General features: G+C 36.2%; 18 protein-coding genes. 10 read left to right on the forward strand and 8 right to left on the reverse strand.

Going from position 1 to position 26,719, the window contains the following annotated elements; translation table 11 throughout:
* The first annotated feature begins 1 nt into the window (after nt 1).
* Together AZF04_RS16450 and AZF04_RS16455 are read left to right on the forward strand one after the other, a co-directional pair.
* Complete coding sequence (locus AZF04_RS16450) at nt 2–826, forward strand: ABC transporter ATP-binding protein (protein WP_061949683.1); 825 nt, start codon at nt 2–4, stop codon at nt 824–826.
* Between the two features lie 262 nt (nt 827–1,088).
* Complete coding sequence (locus tag AZF04_RS16455; RefSeq protein ID WP_061949684.1) at nt 1,089–1,652, forward strand: UbiX family flavin prenyltransferase; 564 nt, start codon at nt 1,089–1,091, stop codon at nt 1,650–1,652.
* Nucleotides 1,653–1,916: 264 nt separating this feature from the next.
* Here AZF04_RS16455 and katG read toward each other — a convergent pair whose 3' ends face one another.
* Entirely contained in the window at nt 1,917–4,148 is a 2,232-nt protein-coding gene (gene katG / locus AZF04_RS16460) for a catalase/peroxidase HPI (protein ID WP_061949685.1), read from the reverse strand.
* Nucleotides 4,149–4,921: 773 nt separating this feature from the next.
* Here katG and AZF04_RS16465 point away from each other — a divergent pair.
* The 4 genes from AZF04_RS16465 to bglB all read left to right on the forward strand — a co-directional run bounded on the left by AZF04_RS16465 (nt 4,922) and on the right by bglB (nt 11,988).
* Nucleotides 4,922–6,610: a methyl-accepting chemotaxis protein gene (locus tag AZF04_RS16465; RefSeq protein ID WP_061949686.1), complete on the forward strand. Its 1,689-nt coding sequence runs from the start codon at nt 4,922–4,924 to the stop codon at nt 6,608–6,610.
* A gap of 364 nt (nt 6,611–6,974) precedes the next feature.
* The gene (locus AZF04_RS16470; protein ID WP_161485273.1) at nt 6,975–8,573 is read left to right on the forward strand and encodes a bifunctional metallophosphatase/5'-nucleotidase; all 1,599 of its coding nucleotides are present in this window, start codon (nt 6,975–6,977) and stop codon (nt 8,571–8,573) included.
* Nucleotides 8,574–8,895: 322 nt separating this feature from the next.
* Entirely contained in the window at nt 8,896–10,881 is a 1,986-nt protein-coding gene (locus AZF04_RS16475) for a beta-galactosidase (RefSeq protein ID WP_061949688.1), read from the forward strand.
* Nucleotides 10,882–10,905: 24 nt separating this feature from the next.
* On the forward strand, nt 10,906–11,988 hold the full coding sequence (bglB, locus tag AZF04_RS16480) for a beta-galactosidase BglB (RefSeq protein ID WP_235600013.1): 1,083 nt from the start codon (nt 10,906–10,908) through the stop codon (nt 11,986–11,988).
* A gap of 1,251 nt (nt 11,989–13,239) precedes the next feature.
* Here bglB and AZF04_RS16485 read toward each other — a convergent pair.
* The 5 genes from AZF04_RS16485 to AZF04_RS16505 all read right to left on the reverse strand — a co-directional run bounded on the left by AZF04_RS16485 (nt 13,240) and on the right by AZF04_RS16505 (nt 19,402).
* Nucleotides 13,240–14,004: an ABC transporter ATP-binding protein gene (locus tag AZF04_RS16485; protein WP_061949690.1), complete on the reverse strand. Its 765-nt coding sequence runs from the start codon at nt 14,002–14,004 to the stop codon at nt 13,240–13,242.
* Nucleotides 14,005–14,010: 6 nt separating this feature from the next.
* On the reverse strand, nt 14,011–15,264 hold the full coding sequence (locus AZF04_RS16490) for an MFS transporter (RefSeq protein WP_061949691.1): 1,254 nt from the start codon (nt 15,262–15,264) through the stop codon (nt 14,011–14,013).
* An 81-nt stretch (nt 15,265–15,345) separates the two neighbouring features.
* Nucleotides 15,346–16,422 (reverse strand): FecCD family ABC transporter permease, encoded by a 1,077-nt coding sequence (locus tag AZF04_RS16495; RefSeq protein ID WP_153017282.1) that lies wholly within the window; start codon nt 16,420–16,422, stop codon nt 15,346–15,348.
* A gap of 46 nt (nt 16,423–16,468) precedes the next feature.
* Nucleotides 16,469–17,482: an ABC transporter substrate-binding protein gene (locus AZF04_RS16500; protein ID WP_061949693.1), complete on the reverse strand. Its 1,014-nt coding sequence runs from the start codon at nt 17,480–17,482 to the stop codon at nt 16,469–16,471.
* Nucleotides 17,483–18,013: 531 nt separating this feature from the next.
* Nucleotides 18,014–19,402, reverse strand: a complete 1,389-nt coding sequence (locus AZF04_RS16505; protein ID WP_061949694.1) for a Glu/Leu/Phe/Val family dehydrogenase — start codon at nt 19,400–19,402, stop codon at nt 18,014–18,016.
* Nucleotides 19,403–20,752: 1,350 nt separating this feature from the next.
* Here AZF04_RS16505 and AZF04_RS16510 point away from each other — a divergent pair.
* The 4 genes from AZF04_RS16510 (at nt 20,753) to AZF04_RS16525 (ending at nt 24,959) form a co-directional block, all read left to right on the forward strand.
* Nucleotides 20,753–22,090, forward strand: coding sequence for a hemolysin family protein (locus tag AZF04_RS16510; protein ID WP_061949695.1), 1,338 nt, complete (start codon nt 20,753–20,755; stop codon nt 22,088–22,090).
* Nucleotides 22,091–22,143: 53 nt separating this feature from the next.
* Entirely contained in the window at nt 22,144–23,208 is a 1,065-nt protein-coding gene (locus AZF04_RS16515) for a hemolysin family protein (protein ID WP_061949696.1), read from the forward strand.
* A 333-nt stretch (nt 23,209–23,541) separates the two neighbouring features.
* Nucleotides 23,542–24,174 carry a glycerol-3-phosphate acyltransferase gene (locus AZF04_RS16520; RefSeq protein ID WP_061949697.1) on the forward strand — a complete coding sequence of 211 codons (633 nt, stop codon included), beginning with the start codon at nt 23,542–23,544 and terminating at the stop codon, nt 24,172–24,174.
* 140 nt (nt 24,175–24,314) lie between these two features.
* Nucleotides 24,315–24,959, forward strand: coding sequence for a TVP38/TMEM64 family protein (locus tag AZF04_RS16525; RefSeq protein ID WP_061949712.1), 645 nt, complete (start codon nt 24,315–24,317; stop codon nt 24,957–24,959).
* Between the two features lie 8 nt (nt 24,960–24,967).
* Here AZF04_RS16525 and AZF04_RS16530 read toward each other — a convergent pair whose 3' ends face one another.
* Together AZF04_RS16530 and AZF04_RS16535 are read right to left on the reverse strand one after the other, a co-directional pair.
* On the reverse strand, nt 24,968–25,270 hold the full coding sequence (locus tag AZF04_RS16530; RefSeq protein ID WP_061949698.1) for a hypothetical protein: 303 nt from the start codon (nt 25,268–25,270) through the stop codon (nt 24,968–24,970).
* Between the two features lie 101 nt (nt 25,271–25,371).
* The gene (locus AZF04_RS16535; RefSeq protein ID WP_061949699.1) at nt 25,372–26,319 is read right to left on the reverse strand and encodes an agmatinase family protein; all 948 of its coding nucleotides are present in this window, start codon (nt 26,317–26,319) and stop codon (nt 25,372–25,374) included.
* Nucleotides 26,320–26,719: the final 400 nt, after the last annotated feature.

Below are 26,719 nucleotides of genomic sequence, written 5' to 3' on the forward strand. Positions count from 1 at the left end.
TATGATTGAAGTACGCTCTTTAACCTTAAATTATGGTGATAAAAATATCATTGAAGATCTTCAGTTAGAGATTCCGGCGGGTGAGATTACAGTATTAGTTGGAGCTAATGGATGTGGAAAATCTACTTTATTAAGAGCACTTGCTCGTTTAATTAAACCTTCTAAAGGAAGTGTATTTTTAGATAACGAGGAGATAAAAAAGTTATCGACAAAAGAAGTGGCTAAAAAATTAGCGATACTTCCACAAGGTCCAATTGCTCCAGAGGGTTTGACGGTCTACCAGCTTACAAAGCAAGGGAGATATCCGTATCAAAGCTGGCGAAAACAATGGTCCAAAGAGGACGAGCTTATGGTTAATAAAGCATTAGAAGTAACGGGCATGACTGAGTTCAAGAATAAAAGATTAGAGCAGCTATCTGGAGGTCAGAGACAGAGAGCATGGATTTCTATGACGCTTGCTCAAAAAACAGAGACCATCTTGTTAGACGAGCCGACTACTTACCTAGATATGACACATCAAATTGAGATTCTTGATTTGCTCTACGATTTAAATCAATTAGAAAAACGAACCGTTGTCATGGTTTTACATGATTTGAACTTAGCCTGTCGTTATGCAAGCAATATTATAGCTGTACGTGATAAGGGAGTATACGTTCAAGGAAAGCCAGAGGATATTATAAATGAGCAAATGGTGCAGGATGTATTTCAATTAAAATGTGATATTGTTGAGGATCCGATTTTTGGCACTCCTTATTGTATTCCTCATGGCAAAGGAAGAAAGATCGAACCTTTATCCAAGGCAAAAAAGAAGCTGTTGCAGGTTTAATCATGTATCTAATGTTTTATTATTGTGGTAGCTATAAATTTAGATGAAGAGGGCGTAAAAAGCTCTCTTTTTTGTTGTTTGAGAACAGATTTACAAGTAGCAGGTTTTGAACAATAGTAGGGTATTATTTGTGACTTTGTATGATTATAGATATACTTTAGCTAATCAATCATTCAATTAAGCCATGACCGTATCGATGTTCCGAATAGAGCACTAGCAAAAACGGTCAGATGTTAATAGCAATTTAAGTGGAGGGTAAAGAATGACCAAAATAGTAGTGGGTATATCGGGAGCAAGCGGAGCGATTTATGGTATTAGAATACTAGAGGTGTTGAAATCTATTGGAGTAGAAAGTCACGCGATTATTAGTAAGGCAGCAGAGAAGACGATTTCTTATGAGACGAGCTATCATTTAGATGAAGTGATCAATTTAGCTGATTTTACGTACGAACAAAAAGATATTGGAGCGTCTATTTCGAGTGGTTCATTTAAAGTAGATGGGATGATAGTTGCGCCTTGTTCTATAAAATCTTTGTCTGCTATTGCTCATAGTTATAACGATGAATTAATTACGAGAGCAGCAGATGTTCAGCTTAAGGAAAGAAGAAAGCTGGTTCTTATTGTAAGAGAGACTCCATTTAACCTAAGTCATTTACAAAGTATGACCTTAGTTACGCAAATGGGGGGAGTGATTCTTCCGCCAGTCCCATCTTTTTACCACAAGCCTCAAACCATTGAGGATATTGTTAATCAAACCGTTGGAAAGGCACTTGATCAATTTAATATTGATGCTCAGTTATTTAATCGCTGGAGTGGTGAAGTTTAAAAAGCCTTGCTGATAAAAAATTCATAAAAGGGGCTCGAACCATAAACCTGGATGAATAAATCGACACATGATAGGTGCTCGGCATGGACACTTCATTCAACCACTAGCTTACGTCCTTCAAAGAGAATCTAGAAATTTAAAAGGACCTTTCTTCTTTTGGTAAGAAGTAAGGTCCTTTTTGTGTACAGAGTATTTCAAGTTTTGCTACAGGCTATTTTAAATCAGCTTTTGTACTAGTCTCATAACTATTCAAATGAAGTTTTTTTATTTGGTGTATTCTAGCCTTTTTGCTTTAAGATCAAAACGATCGGCATTCATAACTTTTACCCAAGCGCTAATGAAATCTTGTACGAACTTCCCTTTATTATCATCTTGAGCATACACCTCTGAAATAGAGCGAAGGATAGAATTCGAACCAAATACTAAATCAACACGTGTTGCGGTTTGAACAATCTTCCCTGTTTTACGGTCCAATCCTTGATAAGTTAAGCCATCAACAGGCTTCCATTCAATACCTATATCTAATAGATTGGTGAAGAAATCATTTGTTAAAGCATTGCTGCTTTCAGTAAAAACTCCATGTTTGGAATTTTTGTGATTTGCACCTAATACTCGAAGTCCCCCTACTAGAACAGTCATCTCTGGTGCAGTTAATCCTAGTAATTGAGCTTTATCAACAAGTAATTCTTCTGATGTTACAGAGTATTCCTTCTTTTGGAAGTTGCGGAATCCATCTGCTACAGGCTCTAAATATTCAAAGCTTTCAGCATCTGTTTGTTCAACTGTTGCATCACCGCGACCTGCTTCAAATGGAACCGTCACACTAAATCCAGCATTGTTTGCTGCTGCTTCGATAGCCGCACTTCCACCAAGTACAATTAAATCGGCGATACTAACTTTTTTATCTAGAGAGCTTTGTAGTTTTTCATAAGTCGTTAATACCTTATCAAGTTGCTCCGGCTCATTGGCTTCCCAGTTCTTTTGAGGTTCTAAGCGAATTCTTGCCCCGTTCGCTCCGCCTCGATTATCTGAACCACGGAAAGTACTTGCAGAAGCCCATGCTGTTTTTACTAACTCACTAATGGAAAGACCTGAATCAAGAATTTTCTGTTTCAATACTTCTATTTCCTCGTCCGATAATTCGTAGTCAACAGATGGAACTGGATCTTGCCATATCAAATCTTCTTTTGGAACCTCAGGTCCTAAATAACGTGCTTTTGGCCCCATATCGCGGTGCAATAATTTAAACCAAGCTACTGCGAATGTATCGGCAAACTCTTGAGGGTTTTCATAAAAACGTCGAGAAATTTTTTCATAGTCAGGGTCCAGACGTAATGCTAAATCTGCTGTTGTCATCATCGTAGGAACCTTTTTAGAATCATCCTCAGCATCAGGTGCTAAATCTTTGTCCTGAACGTTTTTGGCATACCATTGATAAGCACCAGCAGGGCTTTTGCTTAGTTCCCATTCATATCCAAATAATAACTCGAAAAATCCATTATCCCATTTGGTAGGGTTAGCCGTCCAAGCACCTTCAATACCACTTGTAATCGTATCTCTACCCTTCCCACTACCGTATGAACTAATCCAACCAAGTCCTTGTGCTTCTAAAGGAGCCGCTTCAGGCTCAGGTCCTACTTGCTCTGCATCTCCTGCCCCGTGAGCTTTCCCGAATGTATGCCCACCTGCTACAAGAGCTACGGTCTCTTCATCATTCATTCCCATGCGCGAAAATGTTTCACGGATATCTCTAGCGCTAGCTATTGGATCAGGCTTACCATTAGGACCTTCTGGATTGACATAGATTAAGCCCATTTGAACAGCCGCAAGAGGATTTTCTAGCTCACGGTCGCCACTGTAACGGTTATCACCAAGCATTTCCTTTTCATTACCCCAGTAAATATCCTCTTCAGGGTGCCATATATCAGCTCGACCACCACCGAAACCAAAGGTTTTTCCTCCCATTGATTCTATCGCAACATTACCAGTAAGAAGGAATAGGTCTGCCCATGAAATTTTGTTACCGTATTTTTGCTTAATTGGCCATAATAAACGACGAGCTTTATCAACATTGGCGTTATCAGCCCAGCTATTTAATGGTGCAAATCGTTGGTTTCCTGTGTTACCACCACCGCGTCCATCACCAGAACGATATGTACCAGCGGCATGCCAAGCCATACGAATAAACATAGGTCCATAATGACCATAATCGGCTGGCCACCAATCTTGACTATCCGTCATTAGAGCGTGAAGATCCTTTTTTAAAGAATCGTAATCTAACGTCTTAAATTCCTCTGAGTAATCAAAATCCTCTGCCATAGGGTTTGATTTTTTATCATGCTGATGTAAAATATTCAAATTTAATTGATTAGGCCACCAATCTTTATTTGTGGTACCACTAGATTTTTGACTAGTCGTACTCCCATGGGAAAATGGACATTTCCCACCAGAATTTTCATTGTCATTTGCTTCTGAAATGATATTATTTTCGCTCATAACGACTCTCCTTTTCTATTAAAAAATTAGTAGAAAATAATTATATACTGAAAAACGAATATCAGATAATAATTATTATTATATAATCATTATATTAAATTATTAACGATATTGAAAGAGAAATGACTCAAGAATCTTAAAATGTTATTTTTTTGTAAAGAGAAGGTTTAATTTATTTTAGATGGGTGAATTTCATCATTGCTCTATAAGTGAATGAAATCGAACTATTATTATAAAATATGACTTAAATGTTTGTGAATTCACTTGTTGATTGAACGGTAGGTAGTGACTCCCAAAGGATCAGCTCAGTATAAAGATCCACTCTGACGAAGCTCTGAATAGTCAGAGTTAGCTGAAGACAAGCCCTTGGGAAAGCATCTACCTAAAGTGAAAATCAAAACCTAATCGTTCGGTTTTCATTATAAGATATGAATGATGAAATGGATTCAGATAAAGGGCGTTATGAATAAACTTATATATTTCCTTCTATAATTATTAAACAGAAAAACGATTATAAATAAGTAATTTTTACCTACCTACTAAAAAGAAATAATTTCTCATATATACTAGTTCACTGAGAAAATTAAAGATTCAGAATTTTATAATTGACTAGAAACTAGTAGTGTATCTAAGGATTGTTTTTGAGGTCTGATAATCGAAAAATAAGTATGAAGTAGAGGAGTTCAAATTTTAATATTAACTATTTAGTTATTTATTCGATATATATATTAAACAAATAAATAACCAACAACTATGGGTGAGGAAGTGCAGAAGTGAAATCTATACGATTTAAATTATTGAGCGTTTTTGGAGTGATGGTAGGCTTATTTTTAGCTTTATCTATCTATATCATTTTTACTTTAACGCAATCAAATGAAAACATGAACACAATGAAAGATCAGAATTTTCAGATGCTTTTAATGAAAGAAGACATGTCTTATCATGTTACGAATCGTTTAGCACTAGTCAGGGCGTATATGTTAGTGGGGGAGGAGCAAACACTTGAACGATTAGAGCAAGCTAATGAAGCGATTGCCAATATCTCTGAAAGATTACTAGCGATGTCAGAGGATCAGGATCTCCAAACCGCGATTGATAAAGCGGATCAATGGATGGATATTGTGTATAACGAAGTGTTCCCTCTTTATCGTAATGGTGATACAGAGTTAGCGATCTCTGTACTATCACAAACAGCAACGCCTCTAGCACGTGAAATTAGAACTGAATTTCAAATTTTATCTGAGAATGAAAGATCTGATATGGTATCAACCCTCGATATGAATTACCAAGTCATAGACCAGCTTCAGACGATAGTAATTATTGCGGTTATATTAACTACTATTATCCTTATAATTCTCATTTTGCTTCTTTCTGCCGCTATAACAAAACCGTTAAAGCAATTAGTAAAAGAAGCTGATTTAATTTCTAATAGTGATTTATCGAGCGATGATATAACGATAAAAACAAAAGATGAGTTAGCTATACTGGGCAAATCGTTTAATAAAATGAAGCATTCTTTGCGAGGGTTAATAGGACAAACTATGAATGTCTCAGAAAATGTAGCCTCTTCTTCACAGCAATTATCTGCTAGTTCTGAGGAAACCTCTGCGGCGACTAATCAAATTGCAGAAATTGTTCAATCATTATCTCTAAATGCTGAGCAAAGCTCTACGCTGTCTAATCAAAGTTTAGAATCTTCGAAAGAAATGGTTTTAAGTGTCCAACATATTACGACAGCTACTCATTCGGTAGAAAGCTCTTCACATGAAATGGAAAATCGTTCCGCTCAAGGCCGTGAAATTATAGCTAAGGCAATCAAGCAGATGAATCATATTGACCAAACAGTTGGGATTACTTCTGAATCTATGAAGGAGCTTGAGCAACAAGCAAGTAAAATAGGTTCTATTCTAGAAATTATTACATCTATTTCTGAGCAAACGAACCTTCTGTCGTTAAATGCTGCCATTGAAGCAGCTCGTGCTGGGGAAAGTGGGAAAGGCTTTGCGGTAGTAGCAAATGAAGTAAGACACTTGGCTGAGCAATCTCAGCAATCTGTCACAGATATTGATCAACTGCTTTCTAGTATTCAAGAAAAGACAAAAAAAGCAGCGATTGAAATGCAAAGTGGACAAGAGGAAGTAACAAAAGGAACCTATATGATTCAAGAAGTGGATCAGTCATTTAGAGATATTTCTTCTTCTATTACTCAGGTTAATCAAGAAATTCAAACCGTCACGACTTCGGCAGATAAAATCGCTACTCAAACGGAAACTCTTCAGGAACAGTTAGCTATGCTTGAACAATCTGCAAAATCTACACTAGAAGAAACAGAAACAGCTGTTGCTAACACGCAAGAGCAATTATCAGCGATGGAAGAGGTTGCTGCTTCTGCGCAAGTATTATCAGAACTAGCTGTAGATTTAAATGAAGAAATCTCTCAATTTACACTTACAAAAAAGTAGAATAATATAGATGCGAATGCGCCAATTTAGCTCATGAGCGTAATGGATGCATATACAAATAAAAAATAGGGCCTTCCTTCTTTTCATAAGAAGCGAGGTCCTATTGAATTTGTAGATTCTCTAAGTGGAATGAAGTAATCATGCAGAAATTCACTTGAAAAAAGGGCTTAAAGTAAAATGGTAATGAGTTTTTAAAGAATGGACTCTACTAATCAGTAGGTTTCTTATTAAAAATCAGGTTACCGACATTAGGAAGCAAGGGATGAGGAGTAGAGGAGCTAATCTACTAGATCATTCTTATCTTTGTTATAATAAAAACAGTAATATAAATTGTAGATTCTATATTTAAAGGAGTAGCATGATGGTGGATAAAAAGAAAATAGTGATTTTGTTTACAAGTGACGTTCATGGGAAAATTTCCCCTTACAATGATCAAGATAAAAGCTACGATGGTAAAGGGTATTCAAAGGTTTCCTCTGTCATTAAGGATGTTCGAAATCAAGAAGAACATGTCATCGTGATAGATAATGGGGATATGCTACAAGGTACACCTTTGTCTCACTTTGTTTTTACTGAGAAAAATCCAACTGAAATGGTTCATCCTGTTATCTCTACTTGCAATCGTATTGGTTATGATGCTGCTGTTATTGGAAACCATGAGTTTAATTATGGTCGTGAGACATTAGAGAAGGCTGTAAATGATTCTTCATTTCCTTGGCTATCAGCTAATGTAGTAAAAAAGGGAACGGAGGAACCATACTTTGGTACTCCTTATCTTATAAAAGAATATAGTGGAGTGAAAGTTGGAATTTTAGGCTTAACAACGGCTAAAATTCCTGATTGGGAACCAGATAGACACATTGATCAATTTGATTTCTTAGACCCAGTAGTAACAGCTAAAAAATGGGTGAGTTTTTTGAAAAACGATTTATCTGCTGATGTCATCATTATTTCCTATCATGGAGGAATTGAAAAAGACCCTATAACAGGAGAGAGACTCTCAGCTAGTAACGGAGAGAATCAAGGGAATGAAATGTTGGCTGCTATACCAGAAATAGATGTTTTAATTACTGGACACCAGCATTTAGTTTATCAAGGTATAACGGATAACCAAACGGCTGTCATCCAATCCGGAACAAAGGGCGAATTCGTTGGACGTGTTGATTTAATAGTTGAAACTGATAAGACTCATTTTAAAATGATTAATAAAGAGACGAATCTACTGTCAACGAGCAAATGGGAGGCAGATGAAGCGATAACACAGTCTCTTGTTGAACTGGAAGAAGAAGTGAATGCTTGGTTAGACGAGGAATTAACGACTATATCGAACCTAGATGCTATGCATATCAATGAGCCAATGCATGATATTTGGTTGAAAGAGCATCCGCTTGTTGAATGGGTGAACAAAGCAGTGATGAAAAGAACTGGAGCTGAAATATCGTCAACAGCCTATTTCCTTCCACATGGAATTACGTTTGGACAAAGCATGACGAGAAGAGAGGTTCATACTTTTTATCCATTTGCCAACACGCTTGTTATTATGGAGGTAAGCGGAGAGGATATCAGAAAAGCACTAGAGTTTAGTGCCACATTTCTTACTCTAGATCAAAAGGGTGAGGTCATTATAAATGAAAGATGGAAAAAACCGAGACTGCTTAGCTATAACTATGATATGTGGGAAGGTATAGAGTACGAAATTGATTTGAATAAGCCGGAAGGAGAGCGAATTTCGGGATTGTCTTTCAAAGGTGAACCTGTTTCTTCTAGTAAAACGTATCAAATTGCAACAAGCAGCTATCGCGCAAGTGGAACAGGTGGATACGATATGTTTGGTGAAGAAAAAATCATAAGAGAATTTCCATTTGGAATAGCAGAGTTACTCATAGAAGAGCTAGAGAAGTTAGAAACGTTTATTCCTGAGGTTAATCAAAATTGGAAGTTTATCAACCTTTCTTCTAATTGAAAAAATATAGAAATAAAACAAATTTTCAAGAGCATTATATAAAAATATGAATTTAATTTTTCTATTACATGTAGTGAGCGATGAGACAAGCTTATTTTATAATTGTCGCTCACTCCTTTATTTTGACTCAACAGCTCAGTATACATAAGCTCATGATCATTTAAGTTTGTTAAAATCACTTAAAAAAGTAATAAAATTTTATTGAAAACGTTGTCAAAGTATAAGATTTGTGAAAAAATAAGATAGATTAAGAGAATGATTATAGATTAATCATTCTCTATGGTTTATTGAAAGTTTAAATAAGATATATGGAGTGATTATTTTGACTAAAAAACTATATCATGGAGCTGCCTATTATCCTGAGCTTTGGGATGAAAAAGTGATAGAAGAAGATATCAAGCTAATGAAGGAAGCTGGAATTAACGTTGCTCGCATAGGTGAATTTGCTTGGCATACGATGGAGCCAGAAGAAGGAAAAATTGATATTAGTTTTTTTGTGAATATCATTAATAAGTTATATGAAAATGGGATAGAAACCGTAATGTGTACCCCAACCCCAACCCCTCCAATTTGGTTTACTCATAATCATCCTGAGAGAATGTATGTTAATCAAAATGGTGAAACGATGGGGCATGGTTCACGCCAACATGCTTGTACGAATCATCCTTATTTTAGACAAAAAGCAAATGAAATCACTGAGCATATTGCCAAAGCGATTGGTCATTTACCTGGATTAATTGGCTGGCAAATTGATAACGAATTTAAATGTCATGTAAGTGAATGTATGTGTAAGACTTGCCAAGGTTTATGGCACGAGTGGTTAGAAAATCGTTATGAGACGGTTGAAAACTTAAATGAGGCTTGGGGAACAAAAATTTGGAGTGAGTATTATCACTCGTTTGAGCAGGTGCCACAACCTCACCCTGCGCCATTTCTTCATAACTCTTCACTCAGCACAAAATATCGCCAATTTTCAATGGAGAAAATTGCTGAATTTTCCGATAGTCAAGCAGAGATTATCCGTAAATATTCAAGCGAGCCAATTACTCATAATAGCAATATCCCTTTTGCTGTAGATAATGAGAGATTATTTGAGAATCTTGATTTTGCTTCCTTTGATACGTACGCTACACAAGAAAACAAAGCTTCGTATCTTATGAATTGTGATTTATGGCGTAATTTCAAAAAGGGTAAAGATTTTTGGATTATGGAAACGAGTACATCCTATGCCGCATCACTTGAAAGCTATGCGAGTCCACATGCAAACGGATACTTAAAAGCAGAGGCGGTTGCTGCCTATGCTTTAGGGGCTGAGGCATTTTGTTATTGGTTATGGAGACAGCAGCGCGCGGGCTGTGAACAGCCACACGGTTCGGTTATAAGCGCTTGGGGAGAACCAACAGTTGGTTTCCAAGGAGTCTTAGAAGTAGAAGAAATGAGAAAGAAAATAGAGCCTATTATGATCTCGACTAGACCTCTTCAAGCAGAGGTTGCACTTACTTATTCAGATCAAGCAAAGGCCTATTTCCAAACAGAGCCTCATCAGCAAATGGACTTTAGAGGACTAGTAACCAATTTCTATCATCACTTTGTTTCATTAGGGATTCATCGCGATGTTTTACCAGAATCGGCTCATTTAGAGGGGTATAAAGTGTTATTCACTCCATTTCTCCCACATATTTCAGATGAATATCGAGAAAGAGCCGTTGAATTTGTGAAAAATGGAGGGACATGGATTGTTGGTCCGATAAGTGGCGGTAGAACAGGAGAGCATACGATTCATACAGATGCAGCACTCGGTAAGCTTGAAGAAGTATCTGGAGTGAAAGCGTTATATACGTATCCCCTCGATGGAACGGGTTCGAAAGGTACTGCCTTTGGAGAAAGTGCACCACTAGGGTTGTGGAGTACTGTCTTTGAAAATGACGAGACAACAGTAGGGACAATAAAAGGTGGAAATAGTGAAGGAAAAGCATTTTTAACAGAATCAAAGCTTGGAAATGGTAAAATCGTTCATCTTGGATCTTTGCCTATCGGTGAAGAAGGGGATATCTTATTAAAGAAAATCATAGACCATTATGTGACAAGTGCAGATGTTACGGTAAGAACAAATGTAAGTAATGGCACTATTGTAGCACCAAGAGTGGGAGAGAACTCTACTCAAACTTGGGTTATTGTGAACATGGACGGTCAAGGTGGACAAGTTGATTTACCGGCTGAAGCTATCGATGAATTTTCAAGAGAGTCAGTAAGCGCTGGGAAATTTGAGGTTGGTCCTTACGAATATCGAGTAATAACATTTAAATAAAGACGATTAGAGAGGATGAAGGTAATGAATAAAGAGCAAGTAATTAACCAAATTGATTTATTAATGACAAATTTAACGACGATTCAGGATGATACTGGTGAGTTTTTATTAAATTTTGACGGCCTTATTGTTGATGATAAAAGCTGGAGTGTCTGGAATTGGCCACAAGGTGTAGGTTTATATGGCATTTATAAATATTGGCGTTCTACAAAAGACGAAAAGGCTCTAAAAATCGTTACAGATTGGTTTAAACAGGGCTTTGAAGAAGGTGTACCTCCTAAAAATGTAAATACAATGGCTCCTTTATTAACACTAGCCTTTTTATATGAAGATACAGGAGATAAAGAATTAGTTCCGCATTTAGAAGAGTGGGCTGAGTGGGTTATGAATGAAATGCCAAGAACAAAAGAAGATGGCTTACAGCACATGACCTATGGTCCGGAAAATAAAAACCAATTATGGGACGATACTTTGATGATGACGGTTCTACCTTTAGCCAAAATAGGTATGCTGTTTAATCGACAAGATTATATTGAAGAAGCTAAGAAACAATTTATGATTCATATCAAATATTTAAGTGACCGTAAAACTGGTCTATGGTTCCATGGTTGGACATTTGAAGAAAATCATCACTATGCGGAGGCGCTATGGGCAAGAGGGAATTGCTGGATTACAATTGCTATTCCTGAAATCATTGAAATTTTAGAGTTAAAAGAAGGTGACGGATTTAGAGCCTTTCTTATTGACACACTAAATCGACAAGTGGAAACCTTAGCACAATATCAAGATGATAGTGGCTTATGGCACACGTTAATTAATGACCGCAGCTCTTATTTAGAAGCATCTGCTACGGCTGGCTTTGCATATGGAATTTTAAAATCGGTTCATAAAGGCTATGTAGATTCTAAATACAAGGAAGTTGGCGAAAAAGCGGTACAAGGAATTAACTCAGAAATTAGTTCGGAAGGTGCTCTTCAAAAGGTTTCAGTAGGAACAGGGATGGGAGATACTCTCGATTTTTATAAAGAAATTAAAATCACACCAATGCCGTATGGTCAATCCTTAGCGGTATTAGCTTTAGCTGAGTATTTACTAGACTATATTTAATAGAAAAAGCGGTCAGGACAATACTTAGGAATAAAGAATTCCACACATTCTAGTTTCCCTCCTGCTCGCTTCTCCAAGACAAGACACTATGCGTCCGGTGGGGTGCTGCCGAACTAATTTTTCTAAAAAAGTAGATTTCGGCATGGCCACTTCGTCCCACTGGAGTCTCCGTGACTTGTGTCCGCTAGCTTAAGTTAAGAACCCTCCTTACAAGTGGAGGGTTCTTTATTCGTTATTAGTTTATGTATCCATTACAACTCATTTCAAGTTTTGCTATATAAGATGATTTTAAAACGGGTTATATCTAAGCTTCATGCGGATTAAATTCTATCCAATACTATTTTAGCCGTGATGATAGAAGCAGGTACAAGGAAGAAAAGCAATAGGAAGATACTAATGAGATCGGTAGCTATATTCCAAGGAACAAGTGTTGTGTACAAATATCTAAAAATTTGAAAATAAATAACACAAAAAACGGCTGTCAAGAAGTACTTTAAAAAATTTCTCACACTTATTCCCCCCAATAGTTGAATTATTATAGTTTAACAAAAATACCCATTAATTAATTTTTTTATTTTCAAAATTCAGAAAAATTTTGATAAATGACAGAATAACTTTAACCCATTTATCTAAAGAGACTACAAACTCCATAATCATTCCTCTTTTCACATGACAAAGGTAGGTCTTCACTTATTCTTTCCGATTCTAATTTTCCCTCTACACGAGCTCCATGGTCCCAACATATACTTGATTCAGTAATGAAAGTGAAGAAGCTCGGTTTTTTATACGGATTCTAATCCCTAAGGCTTTGGTCAAGCTTTCTCTCATTTCTCACTTTACCCACTAATCTTAGTATTTTTTTTCTGTATGCTTTTCAAGATGCCTGTTTGTTTCATTTATTTAAAGTTGTTGGTGTATTGGGAAGTAAGTTGAACTGAAGCAAAAGTTAGAGTGCTACATAAAAGAGGTAGAGGAAGTGGGGAGCTAGAAAAATATAAACTCTGGTTAGCTACCCAAGTTGTTCCATTTGATGGACGTGTTCTTCGAAAAATGGGTTTGAAACAAATAGAGCGCACCATTTACTATGTTTGAGCTTACATTTCTCTCACCCTATTATTTTAAATGTTAACAGTTTGATTGATAGGTCTATCTCCCTCTCATAAATTATAGTTTGAATTCGAAATCCGTCTGTTAAACCAAGAAAGAATGAAATGTATTTATTATATTTCTGAGTTTTGCAAATATGAAAACCTAAGCTTGTCTTTCAGGACTGAAAATTAACTGAAAGCAGTCTTTATCATAATAGGTATTAACTGACATTCGATAGACAGGCTCAATAATATCAGGAACAAGTACATCTTTTGTTGAGCCGGAACTAACAACTTTTCCTTCATTAAGGAGCACAACTTCATCGCAGTATCGTGCTGCTAAATTTAAGTCGTGCAGAACAATGATGGTTGTAACACCAAGAGACTGGACCAGTTGTAGAATTTCATGTTGGTAATGAATATCTAGATGATTTGTTGGTTCATCTAACAATAAATGATTCGCCTCTTGAGCAAGTGCTCGTGCTATTAATGCCCGTTGTTTCTCGCCTCCAGACAGATCCGAAAAATTCCGTTCTGCTAAATGTCGAATACCAACACGCTGTAAAACATTGGTGACAATTTGGTAATCCTCCTTTGAGTACGACTGTAAAGAAGAACGATGAGGAGACCTGCCCAAAAGTACCATTTCCACAACTGAAATTGGAAGTACGGGAGTATCTTCCTGTGCTACAACGGAAAGGTGCAAAGGTAAGTCTCTACTAGAAATTTTAGAAATTGCGACTTCATCAATGAAGACAGTTCCAGATTGAGATTCTAGTGTGGCATAAAGAATACGTAGGAACGTAGATTTACCACTACCATTTGGGCCGATAAGACCTACAATATTTCCAGCAGCTGCTTCTATATTAATATTTGATAGTACTTGGTTTTTATCATAAGAGAATGATATGTTTTTTCCGTTTATCATCTTAAATTACCTCTCTATATTATTTAAACGCTTATCTCCTTTTTGATATCTTGGATCAGAAAGGCGAAGGGCACCTGGAACAAGGAGAATAATGAGAGCGGATGCAATGGTTAGTAGTCCACATATTAATAAAACGTTATTTTGTCCGAATGTTGTAATAAAATAGGGTAGAAAAACTAATCCTAGTGGTGCGATGCCATATGAAATGGTAAAATCCAACGAAAATATTCGCCCCATCTTATCTTGTGGCATTTCTCTTTGAATTGCACTGAACCACGGGATATTAAATGCTTCGATTCCAAGTCCACCTAAAAAGAATGCGAGTAAAACAAATAACGCCCCCAAATGATGTGATACATCTAAAACAACTAGTGCCAAAGGAACCAATCCATACATACTTAATCCGATAAAAGCAATTAAGCCTGGTAAGCGTGGCTTGCTTTTTGCTAACCATAGTGCGGCAATTAATGCCCCTAACGAATAGCTGCCAAGCGCGAACCCTATAAAAGTGTCATTACCAAATACATCCCTCGTTATGACAGGAAGGGTTAATTGCTGGATAGCATATCCTAGCGTTAGCCAAACAACTAATCCAGTGAGGCCCCCAATAAACCAACGATGTCGAGATACTTCAACGAAAACCTCGCCGAAGCTTTTAAAAGGAACACGTGTTTTTGATTTAATTGATACCTTCGCTTCTCTTTTTGGGAGGGTATTAGCCAATACCATTGAGAATAACCAGAGTAGGCCAATAACCAGTAACGATAGGGAGCCACCTATCCATGCGTAGACAATTGTTGCCATAGCAGGGGATACTACCAATAAGAAACGATTACTAAAGGTAGACAATGCATTCGCTTGCTGTAGTTGGGATTCTTCAATAACTTCTGCAATTAGAGATTGATAAGCGCCGCGGAAAATTCCTTCTCCCATTCCAGCAAAAAAAACAGTTATGCAAATAGCTAAAATAGAATGATCAAATATAATAATTGCTGTAATTATTGCAATTCCTCTTACTAAACTTGCAATAATCATAGTTCTTCTTCTTGGGAGATCATCAATCATCCCAAAACCAAGAATTGCTCCTCCTACAAAACCTAAAGTGCGTGTACCTAATACGAGTCCGAGCGCACCGATTCCTCCATAACTGTCTAAAAGAAATAGAGTTAAAATAATCGGGGTAATTGATGTTGCTGCACTCGAAGTCGTATAGCTTAACCAAGCCATTCGAAATGAAGTATTCCTTAAGATACTAAACATATGATACTCCCGTTATTATAGAAGTAATCTTTTTTGGTGAAGCGAACAAATCTATTCTCTCCTTTACATGTTCAAGTACTTCTATGATTTCATTCGGCGTACAAGAAAAAATAAGAATGGTGCACCAATGATTGCCGTGACAATTCCAAGGGGTAACTCCCGCGGCGCAAAGATCATTCTTGCTAGTAAGTCGCTCCATATAAGAAATGAAGCGCCAAGCAAACCAGCTACTGGTAGTAATCTTCTATGTACGTTCCCAACGATTAATCGGGCAACATGTGGAATAATTAATCCAACAAAACCAATTCCTCCAGAAACTGACACCGCCGCTCCGACACATAGTGCAATGACGCATAATGCCTTTGCTCTGATGATGTTAGGTTTACTTCCTAAGGCAGAAGCTGTATCATCACCCAAATTAAGTGCATCAAGCTTTCTTGCCCATAGAAAAAGCATAATAAATCCAATTATGATAAGTGGCGTAGCAATAGCTAGTGATTGCCACGTTGCTCGGGTTAATGAGCCAAGTAACCAAAAGAGGACATTTCGAGCACCTTCTGGCGCATCAGATGCAAATATTAAAAAGCTTGTAGTTGCATTTAAAACATAACCAATCGCTACTCCAGCAAGAAGTAACCGTACCGATGTAAATCTCCCTCCAGAGTATGCTAGTGCAAAGACCATCGCAGTTGCACTTAATGCGCCAATAAAAGCGCTACCAGTGAGTGCGCTCCCACCCATAAATGCCCCTGCGCCAAATAGAAGAGAGAGTGCAGCGCCTGTAGAAGCTCCAGCACTAACACCTAGTAAATAAGGCTCTGCTAGTACGTTTCGTACAAGTGCTTGTAAAGCAACCCCTGTAATTGCTAATGCAGCACCTACTACTGCAGCCAAGAGCACGCGGGGGGTACGTACCATCCATATGATACTGTTATCAGATTGTGACCATGATACTTCAGTACCATTAAATACATTAAAAAATAGAATCTTTGTAACAGTAGTAGGATGGATAAATACGGGTCCCAGTCCGATTGCTATTGGTATACTCACTATCAAAAGAAACAAAAAACCAATGATCCAAAACTTAGTTTTTAAGCTGCGTTTTTCATAATGTAAATCATCTTGATTAATTGGCGAATTTTGCTGATTCTGTATCATTACATGCATACCCTTTCTAACTATTAAACATTGAATAAATTAGTTTTTACTCTAATTCGCTTTCAGCCTGTATTAATTCCATTAAGATTTCTAGTCCATCAATTGCTAAAGTTCCATGCCCTGAATAAAAGAAATCAAGAACTATAATATTCTCAGAAACAATAGCTGGTACATCTGTAATATCTTTTCGATTGGTTAGGGAAGCAATAACGTCTTCTTCTGTGATATCTCCAGGTTCAAAGAGGGCAATAATTCGTTCAGGTTCTTCATTTATAAAGGATTCAATACTAGGTTCAAAATAGCGTTCATTTGTGTCTTCAAAAATATTTGATAACCCTAAGTATTCCATCTGTTGATGCAGCATGCTTCGATTTCCGTATGCGCCAATTCCAGTATCTGTTCCGGAAACGAATAAGGCTGCTGTAGAAATCGTTGAAGTAGAAGATTCTGAGGCTAGTATATTAACAGCTTCGACTCGATCACGAAAATCTTCCACAGCTGATTCAGCAACGTCTTGCGTTGAAAATATTTCTCCTAATGCATTTATATCTTCAAAGATGCCTTCTATTGGATTTTCAATGGTTGATTGACCTGCTCCGAATCCACCGCAATAACCATTAATGATATAAGTAGGTATGCCAACAGATTCTAAATCCTCTGGATCAAATCCAGATACACCGAATGTTACAAGCAAATCTGCATCAGACCCTATGATCATTTCTCGGGACATATCCGTTGCTGTTTGGATAGGATTAAGGTTTGCAGATTTAAGTGCATCCTCGGCGTCTCCAAGAGGTTCATCAATAAGTGGAGAAAAAGTACCCACCAAATCCGAACCACCAGCAGCGTGAACGATTGTTCCAGCTTCTCCGCCAATTACATAAATGTTTTCTGGTGGCTTCTCAATAGTTATCATTCTTGAACAATTCTCAATTGTTAAAGGATAGCCATTAGCACTCTCAGTAGTTTGTAATTCATTAGCACAGGCACTGCTTAACGTTAAAATGGCAATTACTAATAAAAGTGATGATTTTTTTAGAGAATTTCTAACAAAGTTCATAGATTGAATCCTTTCTATATTTAATTTTTTAAATCGTAATTATTACTATTAATTAAGACGTAATGATTACGATTTGTCAACATTAAAAAAGGGTATTTTCTGGCTATCTCCAAGAAAAGTATTATCTGTTATAACCCTAAGTTTTTCTAAACACAAAAAAACCCCTAATGTAAACAGATTTTGTTTATTTCATCTGTCTATCTTTAGGGGAGCATATCACAGTTTAATAAGGGTTTTTTATGTTTTCTTCGGTTAAGAGAGGCTTCTAGTCACAGAATAAACAAAATGCTTCTTTAGGGAACGTTAAATCCATATGAGCGCAATTATAATGGGCATACTCGACTTGGAAGTAGTGAGTATAAGTAAAGCTGCTACTTATTAAGTCCCTGAAGCATCATCCTCCTGCAGAGGAAATCGTAGTTTGAAATCCACTTGTGTGCAGGCTATTTTAACGACATTTCTGTGTAAAGTGTATACCTATTCAAGAGCCATTTCGTGACAAACATAAATTGAATCACTAATGATTTCTGCTTAATATAGTTTACCGTGTCGATACAGTAAATCGGTTAACCTTCTCAGTGAGACCGTAAAACAGGTGAATCTTAACGTATCTTCATTTGTTGAGAAATAATGATTGTAAACATTTGATAAGGTAGGAATCATTTGCTCGGACATTTCACGGTGAATGTCTTCTTTAGAATATCTTTCAGTCGTCAAGCTTTGCTTCCATTCTAAATAAGAAACAATAACTCCTCCTGCATTAGCAAGAATGTCGGGTATGACGATTTTGCCTTGTCTTTCGAAATATTGATCTGCCTCTAAAGAAATCGGTGCATTGGCTCCTTCTACTAATATCTTAGCAGATACATCCTCCATGTTGTCTTTAATAATTTGATCCTCTACTGCCGCTAAAAAAAGAACATCCGTCTCAATAGTTAAAACAGCCTTAGCAGGTAAAATTTCAGCTTCTATTCCTAATGTTTTGAGCTGCTCTGAGCTATTCGGTAAATCATGGTGAACTTCTGTATACTCAATTAGCCTCTCGATATTTAGACCATTAGGATGATATAGAGTTGTCGCACGGTCTGAAATGGCAATTACAGGATGCTTCCTTTTCGTATATTGATAGGCTTGTAGAGCAATAATGCTGCCTACATTACCGAACCCTTGTATCGCTACAGAGATTTGTTGATCAGAATGGTTATAAAGGTTTTGTAAAGTTTCCCACTGATTCAAACGTTTAGGCTGTTCTTTATGCTCTTGATTTAACCAAGTATCTATTAATCGTGTATAGCTTAAGAAGGTTCCTATTCCAGTGGCTTCTCTTCTACCTAATGCCCCGCCATTTTCTATACTTTTCCCAGTAAAGGAGCCGTGATATGACTTCCCTGGATGAATTGTCTTATACTCACCAACCATCCAATCCATGGTGCGTTCATTTGTACCAAGATCTGGTGCAGGAATGTCATGATTCGGGCCAAGATCACGCGCAAAGCGCTGAACATACTTTCTGCTAATCTGATTCAATTCCTTTTCAGAAAAAGCTCTTGGATTTATATGTACACCACCTTTTGCTCCTCCAAAAGGTAAACGGTAAAGGGAGTTTTTCAAAGTCATGAGTATCGCTAAATTTTCTACTTCTTCTTCATTTACGTACTCACTATAACGAATTCCGCCCTTATAAAAGCCACTTATATTATTGTGTTGAACACGATAAGCAGGTATTCGAAGAATTCCATCTCTTTCAGTGGATACTCTAATATAACTTTTTATAATTTTATCTGTCGTTTTTAAAATTTCTTTAGCCGATGAACAAATTTCTTGGTGAGTTTCTTCATTATTAGTTCCAAAAATGCCTGTTTGCTGAGCTAATTCATTCATTGCCTCTTCAATAAGCTGTCGCGTTTCATAACTCTCCATAAAAATCCTCCTTCAGATGCCAAAAAAAGTTTGTTTAAGAATTATCAGAAAAAATGGACTATGTAAATGTTAACATAGTCCGACAATATCTTTAAAACATTTAGCTTATTTATTTAAACTGAATTAAGTGAGCATTGCCCTTTGATTAGAAGAATTTAGGACTAACAGTATTCTTATAAAGAAGATTCACTTTTTATTGATCTAAATCATTGTCCAGGAAGCTTTTATTCTGGTTTGAATCTCACTTAAATTTTCAAAAAGACAAACAATAAAGGTGTTTCAAGGCATAGTGAGCATGAACAAAATGTAGTGCCTAATTATACAAGTCTATCATTTATAACTGTTTTACGTTCTTGCGAATTAACTTCATGATTGAAACGGTAGGTAGTGACTCCCAAAGGATTAAAGCAGTCTGAAGATCCACTCTGACGAAGCTTTACATAGTCAGAGTTAGCTGAAGACAAGCCCTTGGGAAAGCATCTACCTAAAGTGAAAATCAAAAACCTAACCGTTCGTTTTTCATTAAAGATAGAAATGATGAAGTGGGTTTAAGTGAATAAAATAGAACATTTATTATGAAAATGTTTTGAAAGTTTTTGAATTCACTTGATGATTGAAACGGTAGGTAGTGACTCCCAAAGGATCAGCGCAGTCTGAAGATCCACTCTGACGAAGCTTTGCGTAGTCAGAGTTAGCTGAAGACAAGCCCTTGGGAAAGCATCTACCTAAAGTGAAAATCAAAACCTAACTGCTTGGTTTTCGTTATAAGGTATGAATGATGAAATGGATTCACTTGGATAAAATAGGATATTTTTTCTCATATATTTATGATTTAGTGGGAAAACATACTATTCAGGTAGGTATCTAATGGGGGATCGAGAATTGTAACTTGCTTTTAAGGTGTTGGTTCTGTATACTTTTCTTAAACTATAACGTGATACTTTGAGCGGTTTATACTAAATAAGATCTGCTCAAAAAATTCTATGATTTAATTAGATAAGTTATAGTTTAGTTGAATATATATAGTAAAAAATAACTTATTCTGGGGGGATGGACATTGGGAAGGCGATATTGCATTTTGGCCAAATGGTTAAACTAATACAACGTACGAATTGGATTAGTCTTTTTTACGTACTTTTTGTTAAAAGTTTAAACATTCATTATTGGTCAAAAAATTCCTAAAGTAAATCTCTTAACCTATAGATAATCCTTTTGAAAAAATCAAAATTGTTTAACTTTTAATAGATGTACAAAAAAAGCATGATTCAATTATAAGCTTCTTATGATGGGAATTTAAAAAGAATGAATGAATAATTCTGGAGGTGAGTCCCTCGTTTTTGAGGGAGTTAATTGGACATATTTACCGTCATCAATCTTATCATGCTTGTAATATTGCTTGCTTTGACCGCGTTTTTTGTAGGATCTGAATTTGCTGTTGTTAAGATTCGTAGTTCGAGGATTGAACAGCTAATTGCAGAGGGAAATAAAAAAGCGATAGTGGCAAAAAAGGTTACTTCTAACCTTGATTATTATTTATCAGCCTGTCAATTAGGAATTACCGTTACCGCTTTAGGGCTTGGTGCATTAGGAAAGCCTGCTGTTAGTAGTATTATGTATCCCGTTTTTAATTATTTAGATTTGTCCGATACTGTAGCGTCCATGAGTTCTTATGCGATTGCTTTTATACTAGTAACCTATCTACATGTTGTGGTAGGTGAAATGGCACCTAAAACATTAGCTATTCAATTTGCAGAAAGAATGACATTGCTTTTATCTGGACCACTATATTGGTTTGGTAAGGTAATGTATCCTTTTATTTGGACTTTGAATGGCACCTCTCGTATTTTACTTCGTACTTTTGGTGTGAAAATGGATGGTCATGATCAGGCCTACACAGAAGAGGAATTAAAAATCATTATGACTCAAAGCTATCAAGGCGGAGAAATTGATAAAAATGAGTTAGAATATATGGAAAATGTCTTTTCATTCGATGAGAGAATGGCTAAAGATATTATGGTCCCAAGGACGGAAATGATTACGATTGACATTGAAATGTCTAGTGATGAAATAGTCAAGCTATTGGATACTTATAATTACACGAGATATCCAGTGGTTGAAGAAGGCAACAAAGATAAAATACTAGGTGTCGTTAATGCGAAAAAAATGCTGAAATCAATAGTAACAGGCAGAACGATAAATTTAAGTGAGTACATGAGAGATTTACCATTTATCTTAGAAGCTACTTCTATACAAGATGTATTGTTAAAAATGCAGCAAGAGAAGGTTCATATGGCTGTTATTATGGATGAATATGGAGGAACTTCAGGCATTTTGACCATGGAGGATGTATTAGAGGAGTTAGTTGGGGAAATTCGTGATGAATTTGATTCAGACGAAGTGGCGGATATCCAAACAATAAACGAAAATGAATATATCATTAATGGTAGAGTTTTGTTGGATGAACTGAAAGAACGCTTCGGTATAAGCTTTGATGAAAGTGATGATATTGATACAATCGGTGGTTGGATTCAATACAAATCGCAAAATATCGACAGCATTGAAGTGGGAACAGAAATTAAAATGGACCACTTTTCATGGTCAGTTCTGGAAATAGACAACTTTCAAATTAAACAAGTGCTATTTAAACAAAATGTCAATGAGACCCCTGTATTAGAAGGAAATCTATAATACTACTACTTAATCATCTTGGAGGTGAATCCCTCATAAAAAGAGGGAAATAATTGGACAGTATATTATTTGTCAATTTATTCTTCGTAGCTCTATTTATTATTCTGACAGCTTTATTTGTAGGTGGCGAATTTGCCATTCTAAAAGTGAGAATGTCTAGAATCGATCAACTGATATCTGAAGGAAATAAAAAAGCAACTTTAGCAAAAAAAGTCGCTCATGAACTAGATTATTATTTATCAGCCTGTCAATTAGGAATCACCATTACAGCTCTTATTCTTGGAGCATTAGGTGAGCCTACTGTTCAAAGGCTATTACAGCCAGTATTTGAATACTTTAATGTCCCAGATGCTTTGGCAACCGTCTTTTCATATGGTATTGCTTTAGCTGTCGTAACGTTTTTACATGTTGTTTTTGGAGAATTAGCTCCCAAAACACTTGCTATTCAATTTCCTGAGAAAATGACTTTGCTATTAGCTCCTCCTTTATATTGGTTCGGAGTGGTTATGAACCCTTTTATTCGAATTTTAAATGGTTCTGCCTTCCGTTTACTACGTATATTTGGAGTAGAGCCAGCAGGGCATGAAACGGTGTATTCAGAGGAAGAATTGAAGCTTATTGTATCTGATAGCTTTAAGGGCGGGGAAATTAACCGAACAGAGTTACTTTATTTAGAGAATATTTTTGCTTTTGATGGGCGAACTTTAAATGAGATTATGATTCCTAAGGAAAAAATTGTAACCTTGAAGGCTAATCAATCTTTTGAGGAATGGATGGATGTATTAGATTACTATGACTATACAAGATATCCAGTGTTAAATGATAAAGATTTAAATGAGTTTATAGGTTTTATTAATACGAAGGAAATGTTAACGAATATCGCGGCAGGAAGAAAAGGTGGAATACGCGAATTTTTGCATGATATTCCTCATTATAATGAAAGTAGCTCGATTCAAGAAATATTTATACAAATGCAGCAGTCTCGTACTCATATCGCTATTGTTACGAATGAAAATGGCCAAACGGTTGGGTTAGTGACAATGGAAGATATTTTAACAGAGATAGTAGGCGAAATGCACGATGAATACGATGTAGATGGAGAATTGGCAACAAATTAACAAAACGAAAAGCACCCTTTTTAATAGTAAAATTCCTTTTTGGAATGAACTATTCGAAGGGTGTTTTTTGTTTTAACCATAACCGTTTTTAAGATGATAACAAACAAGTGTTAATCGTTTATAGGTCTTGTTTTTCCTTATGGTTATGCTATTATGTTAACTGAATAAAAATTGGGTTAGCGTTTGGTTGGGATGTTAAGGTATGATAAAGGTAGTGCAATAAGGCAATTATATAGAGTAAACGCATATTATGAACCAATGAATATAATAAACTACGTTCAAAGATTCAAATAGTGATGTAAGGACGAACAAACGAGATAAGGGGATTGAGATATGGGGTATATCCTTATTATTGGAGTGATGAGCTACCTTTTTGGTTGTATTCATGGCTCGCAGATTGTCGGAAAAATAAAGGACATTGATATTAAAAATTCAGGAGTGAAAAATGCTGGTGCCTCTAATACTACTCTATTATTAGGATGGAAATTTGGTATTATAGTAGCTTTTGTCGACATTATGAAAGCGGTTATCCCTATTGTAGTTGTATCTTTAATGGGGCAGCATTATTTAGTAGCAGGTGAAGTTATTCACTTGTTAATGTTTGTGGCCGGCTTTTTTGTAGTAATTGGACATATTTTCCCAATCACGATGAATTTTAGTGGCGGTAAGGGGACCGCTTCTATGATAGGAATGCTTTTAGCTCTTGATTGGAAAATTACCGTTATTTGTCTGTTGGCCTTGATTATTTTTACTTTATTAAGTGACTATTTAGTAATTGGTGTATTTTTTATGTATCTTGCATTTACACTAACAACCCTTTTGTTCGGATTTGGTTTGTACCCAACATTAATGGGGTTAATCTTAATGGCAATTAGCTCATATAAGCATATAGAAAATTATTATAGAATTTCTAAAAAAACAGAAGTATCCATATCAAGCATGTTTAAAAAGAAAAGTACGGCATAAATGTTTGAGCTAAGATTTAGTATTCCAAGTAGGAATGCTTTTTTTTTTTAGAAATTAATTAGCTTTAGAATTTTGAACGCTTATTTCTTTACACTTTTATTCATTATCGAAATAATAGAGAAGGAGGTGGATTGAGAGAAATGATTAGAAAGATTAGTATTATTCTTATATATATAGCAGTGGCTATTCTTATTTTTTTATATGGAGAAAATCTCTTAATTTGGCTACAAGAAGGTGGTACGCAGTTTCTTTTATTAACAGCACTTTTAGCTACTATATTTGCATTGTTTCCAATTATTCCATATCCATTAATTGGAGCTGTTTTAGGTGCAGCCTACGGTGGTTTATTAGGAAGTACGATTACATGGATAGGTTCTTCTTTAGCTTCTATTATTATGTTCATTTTTGTGCGTTATGGATATCAAGATTGGGGGCATCAGCTATTAAACCGTTATCGCTCTCTTGCTAAAGTGACCATTCTGTTTGAACAAAATGCGTTTATGACTATCTTTATTACTAGATTGATACCAGTTATCCCCTCTATCATTGTGAATATTTATTCTGCATTAAGCCGAGTGCGTTTTTTATCTTATGCAATAGCTTCTTCTTTAGGGAAAATACCTGCTATGATACTATTTGCAACGGTTGGTAATTCATTTGTTAACAATCCAACTCAGCTACTATTTATCGGGGGAGCTTATCTTGTTTTTTTAGTATTGGTTTATGGTTTGTATCGTTTATGGCAAAAGCTCGCTTCAAAGAAAGAAGAGCTTCCAAAGCTTTAGGAGCATGGTCATTTTATTAGAAATTTGTTTTTTAAGCATACAGTAAGTAATTGGTAAATGACATACAATCCAAGATAGCTACTAGCTATTAGAAAAAAAGGATTCAAGAAAAGGGAATGAATGGTCGTCATAAAAACCTCTCCTGTCCGCAAAATTTCCCATACATAATAGGCAGCAAGAGAACTAAAAAGAATAAAAAACAAATAAGCTAAAGCATCGAAAGTAAATGAAAGCACGTTATTTCGAGAAAATAGTATCATGATAATAGGAAATAATATGGTTACCATTAAAATAACGATAAATGTTAGCATGGACTCACCTCAGTAAAAATAGCTTGCCCATTAGAATGAAAGAATACTATTAGATTCATGTAAGAAAGCTGTATAACCAATGATGGTTAAACAGCTTTTGTTTAAAGCGCCTGCTTGCTTTTAATATGACCGGCTAAAGCGTATAAGATAATCGTTGAGGCTAAATGGGCTGAAAATTGATTAGGATCTTGCTGAGGATATACTTCTACAAAATCCATCCCAACCACTCCAAGCTTTGTTATTTCATGTACCATCGTTAAAAGCTCATAGGAGGTTAACCCGTTACCATCAACAGGTCCACCTGGATTAAACGCATAATCAAGAACATCACTACAAATACTTAAGTAAACCAGATCCACATTCGCAGCAGCTTGTTTATGAATGTCTTGAGCAAGTTTTTTTAAATTGTTGGCTTCACGAATATCATTTATGGTTAGTGTTACTGCACCAGCCTCCTTAGCATTCCGACCACTTTCAGGTTTGTTTCTTGGACCATGTATACCGGTGTGAATAATACTTTCATTACGAACACCCTCCAATTCATATAGTCGTTTGAACGGAGTAGACCTTGCGTACAAATCCCCGTTATGTGAAGGCATATTATCATAATGAGCATCTAAGTGAATAATGCCAACTTTTTTATTAGAGCTCTCCACTAAAGATTTTACTATAGGATAGGTAATCCCATGATCCCCACCTAAGCCAATTAAGAATTTGTTACTTTCCCAAAGTGGTTTAGTAAATTCTTCAATTTTTGTCATCGTTTTTTCCACATCTGCAGGTACAACATCAACATCACCGTAGTCTCCAAGCTTTAAAAACTCAAACACATCGATATGGTCAAGCTCAGGTAAATAACCACTATAACGACCCGAACTAAGTCGCATCACTTTTGGCCCTAATTCACAGCCAGTATAATCTCCCCAAGTGACAGCGCCCTCCCAAGGCACTCCGTATATGATTGCGTCTACATGATCGAAGCTTTGACTTCCAGATATATTAGCTGCCCCTAAAAAGCACGGGGTATTTCCATAAATATAGTTGCTCATAAGTTAAATTCCTCTCTTAAAGATTATTTCGTATAACCCTCTTTATATAATCAAATATTCCCTAGCCTCCTTGAACGTTAAACGTCAAGTTTCACTTATTACATCTGAAAGGGGAGAGCTGTATTGGACGTAAAAAGCGATGAAGCCGGAAAAAGGAGCAGAGGTAAGATCTCTATTCACCCAAAAAAGCTGGAGAGCCAGGAAAAGGGTCAAAAGAAAGAGTTCTATTCACCCGAAAAAGCTGCTGAGCCAAGAAAAGGGTCAAAAAAAAGAGCTCTATTCACCCGAAAAAGCTGGAGAGCGATTAAGTCCATATAATTGTGTAAAAAGAAAAGGCCATTATCATGTCCGTGTTACAATGAGTTCGACGAAAAACCATCACACACGGAGGATATGATAA

The organism is Alkalihalobacillus trypoxylicola, assembly GCF_001590785.1.
Classification (GTDB): Bacteria; Bacillota; Bacilli; order Bacillales; family Bacillaceae_D; genus Alkalihalobacillus; species Alkalihalobacillus trypoxylicola.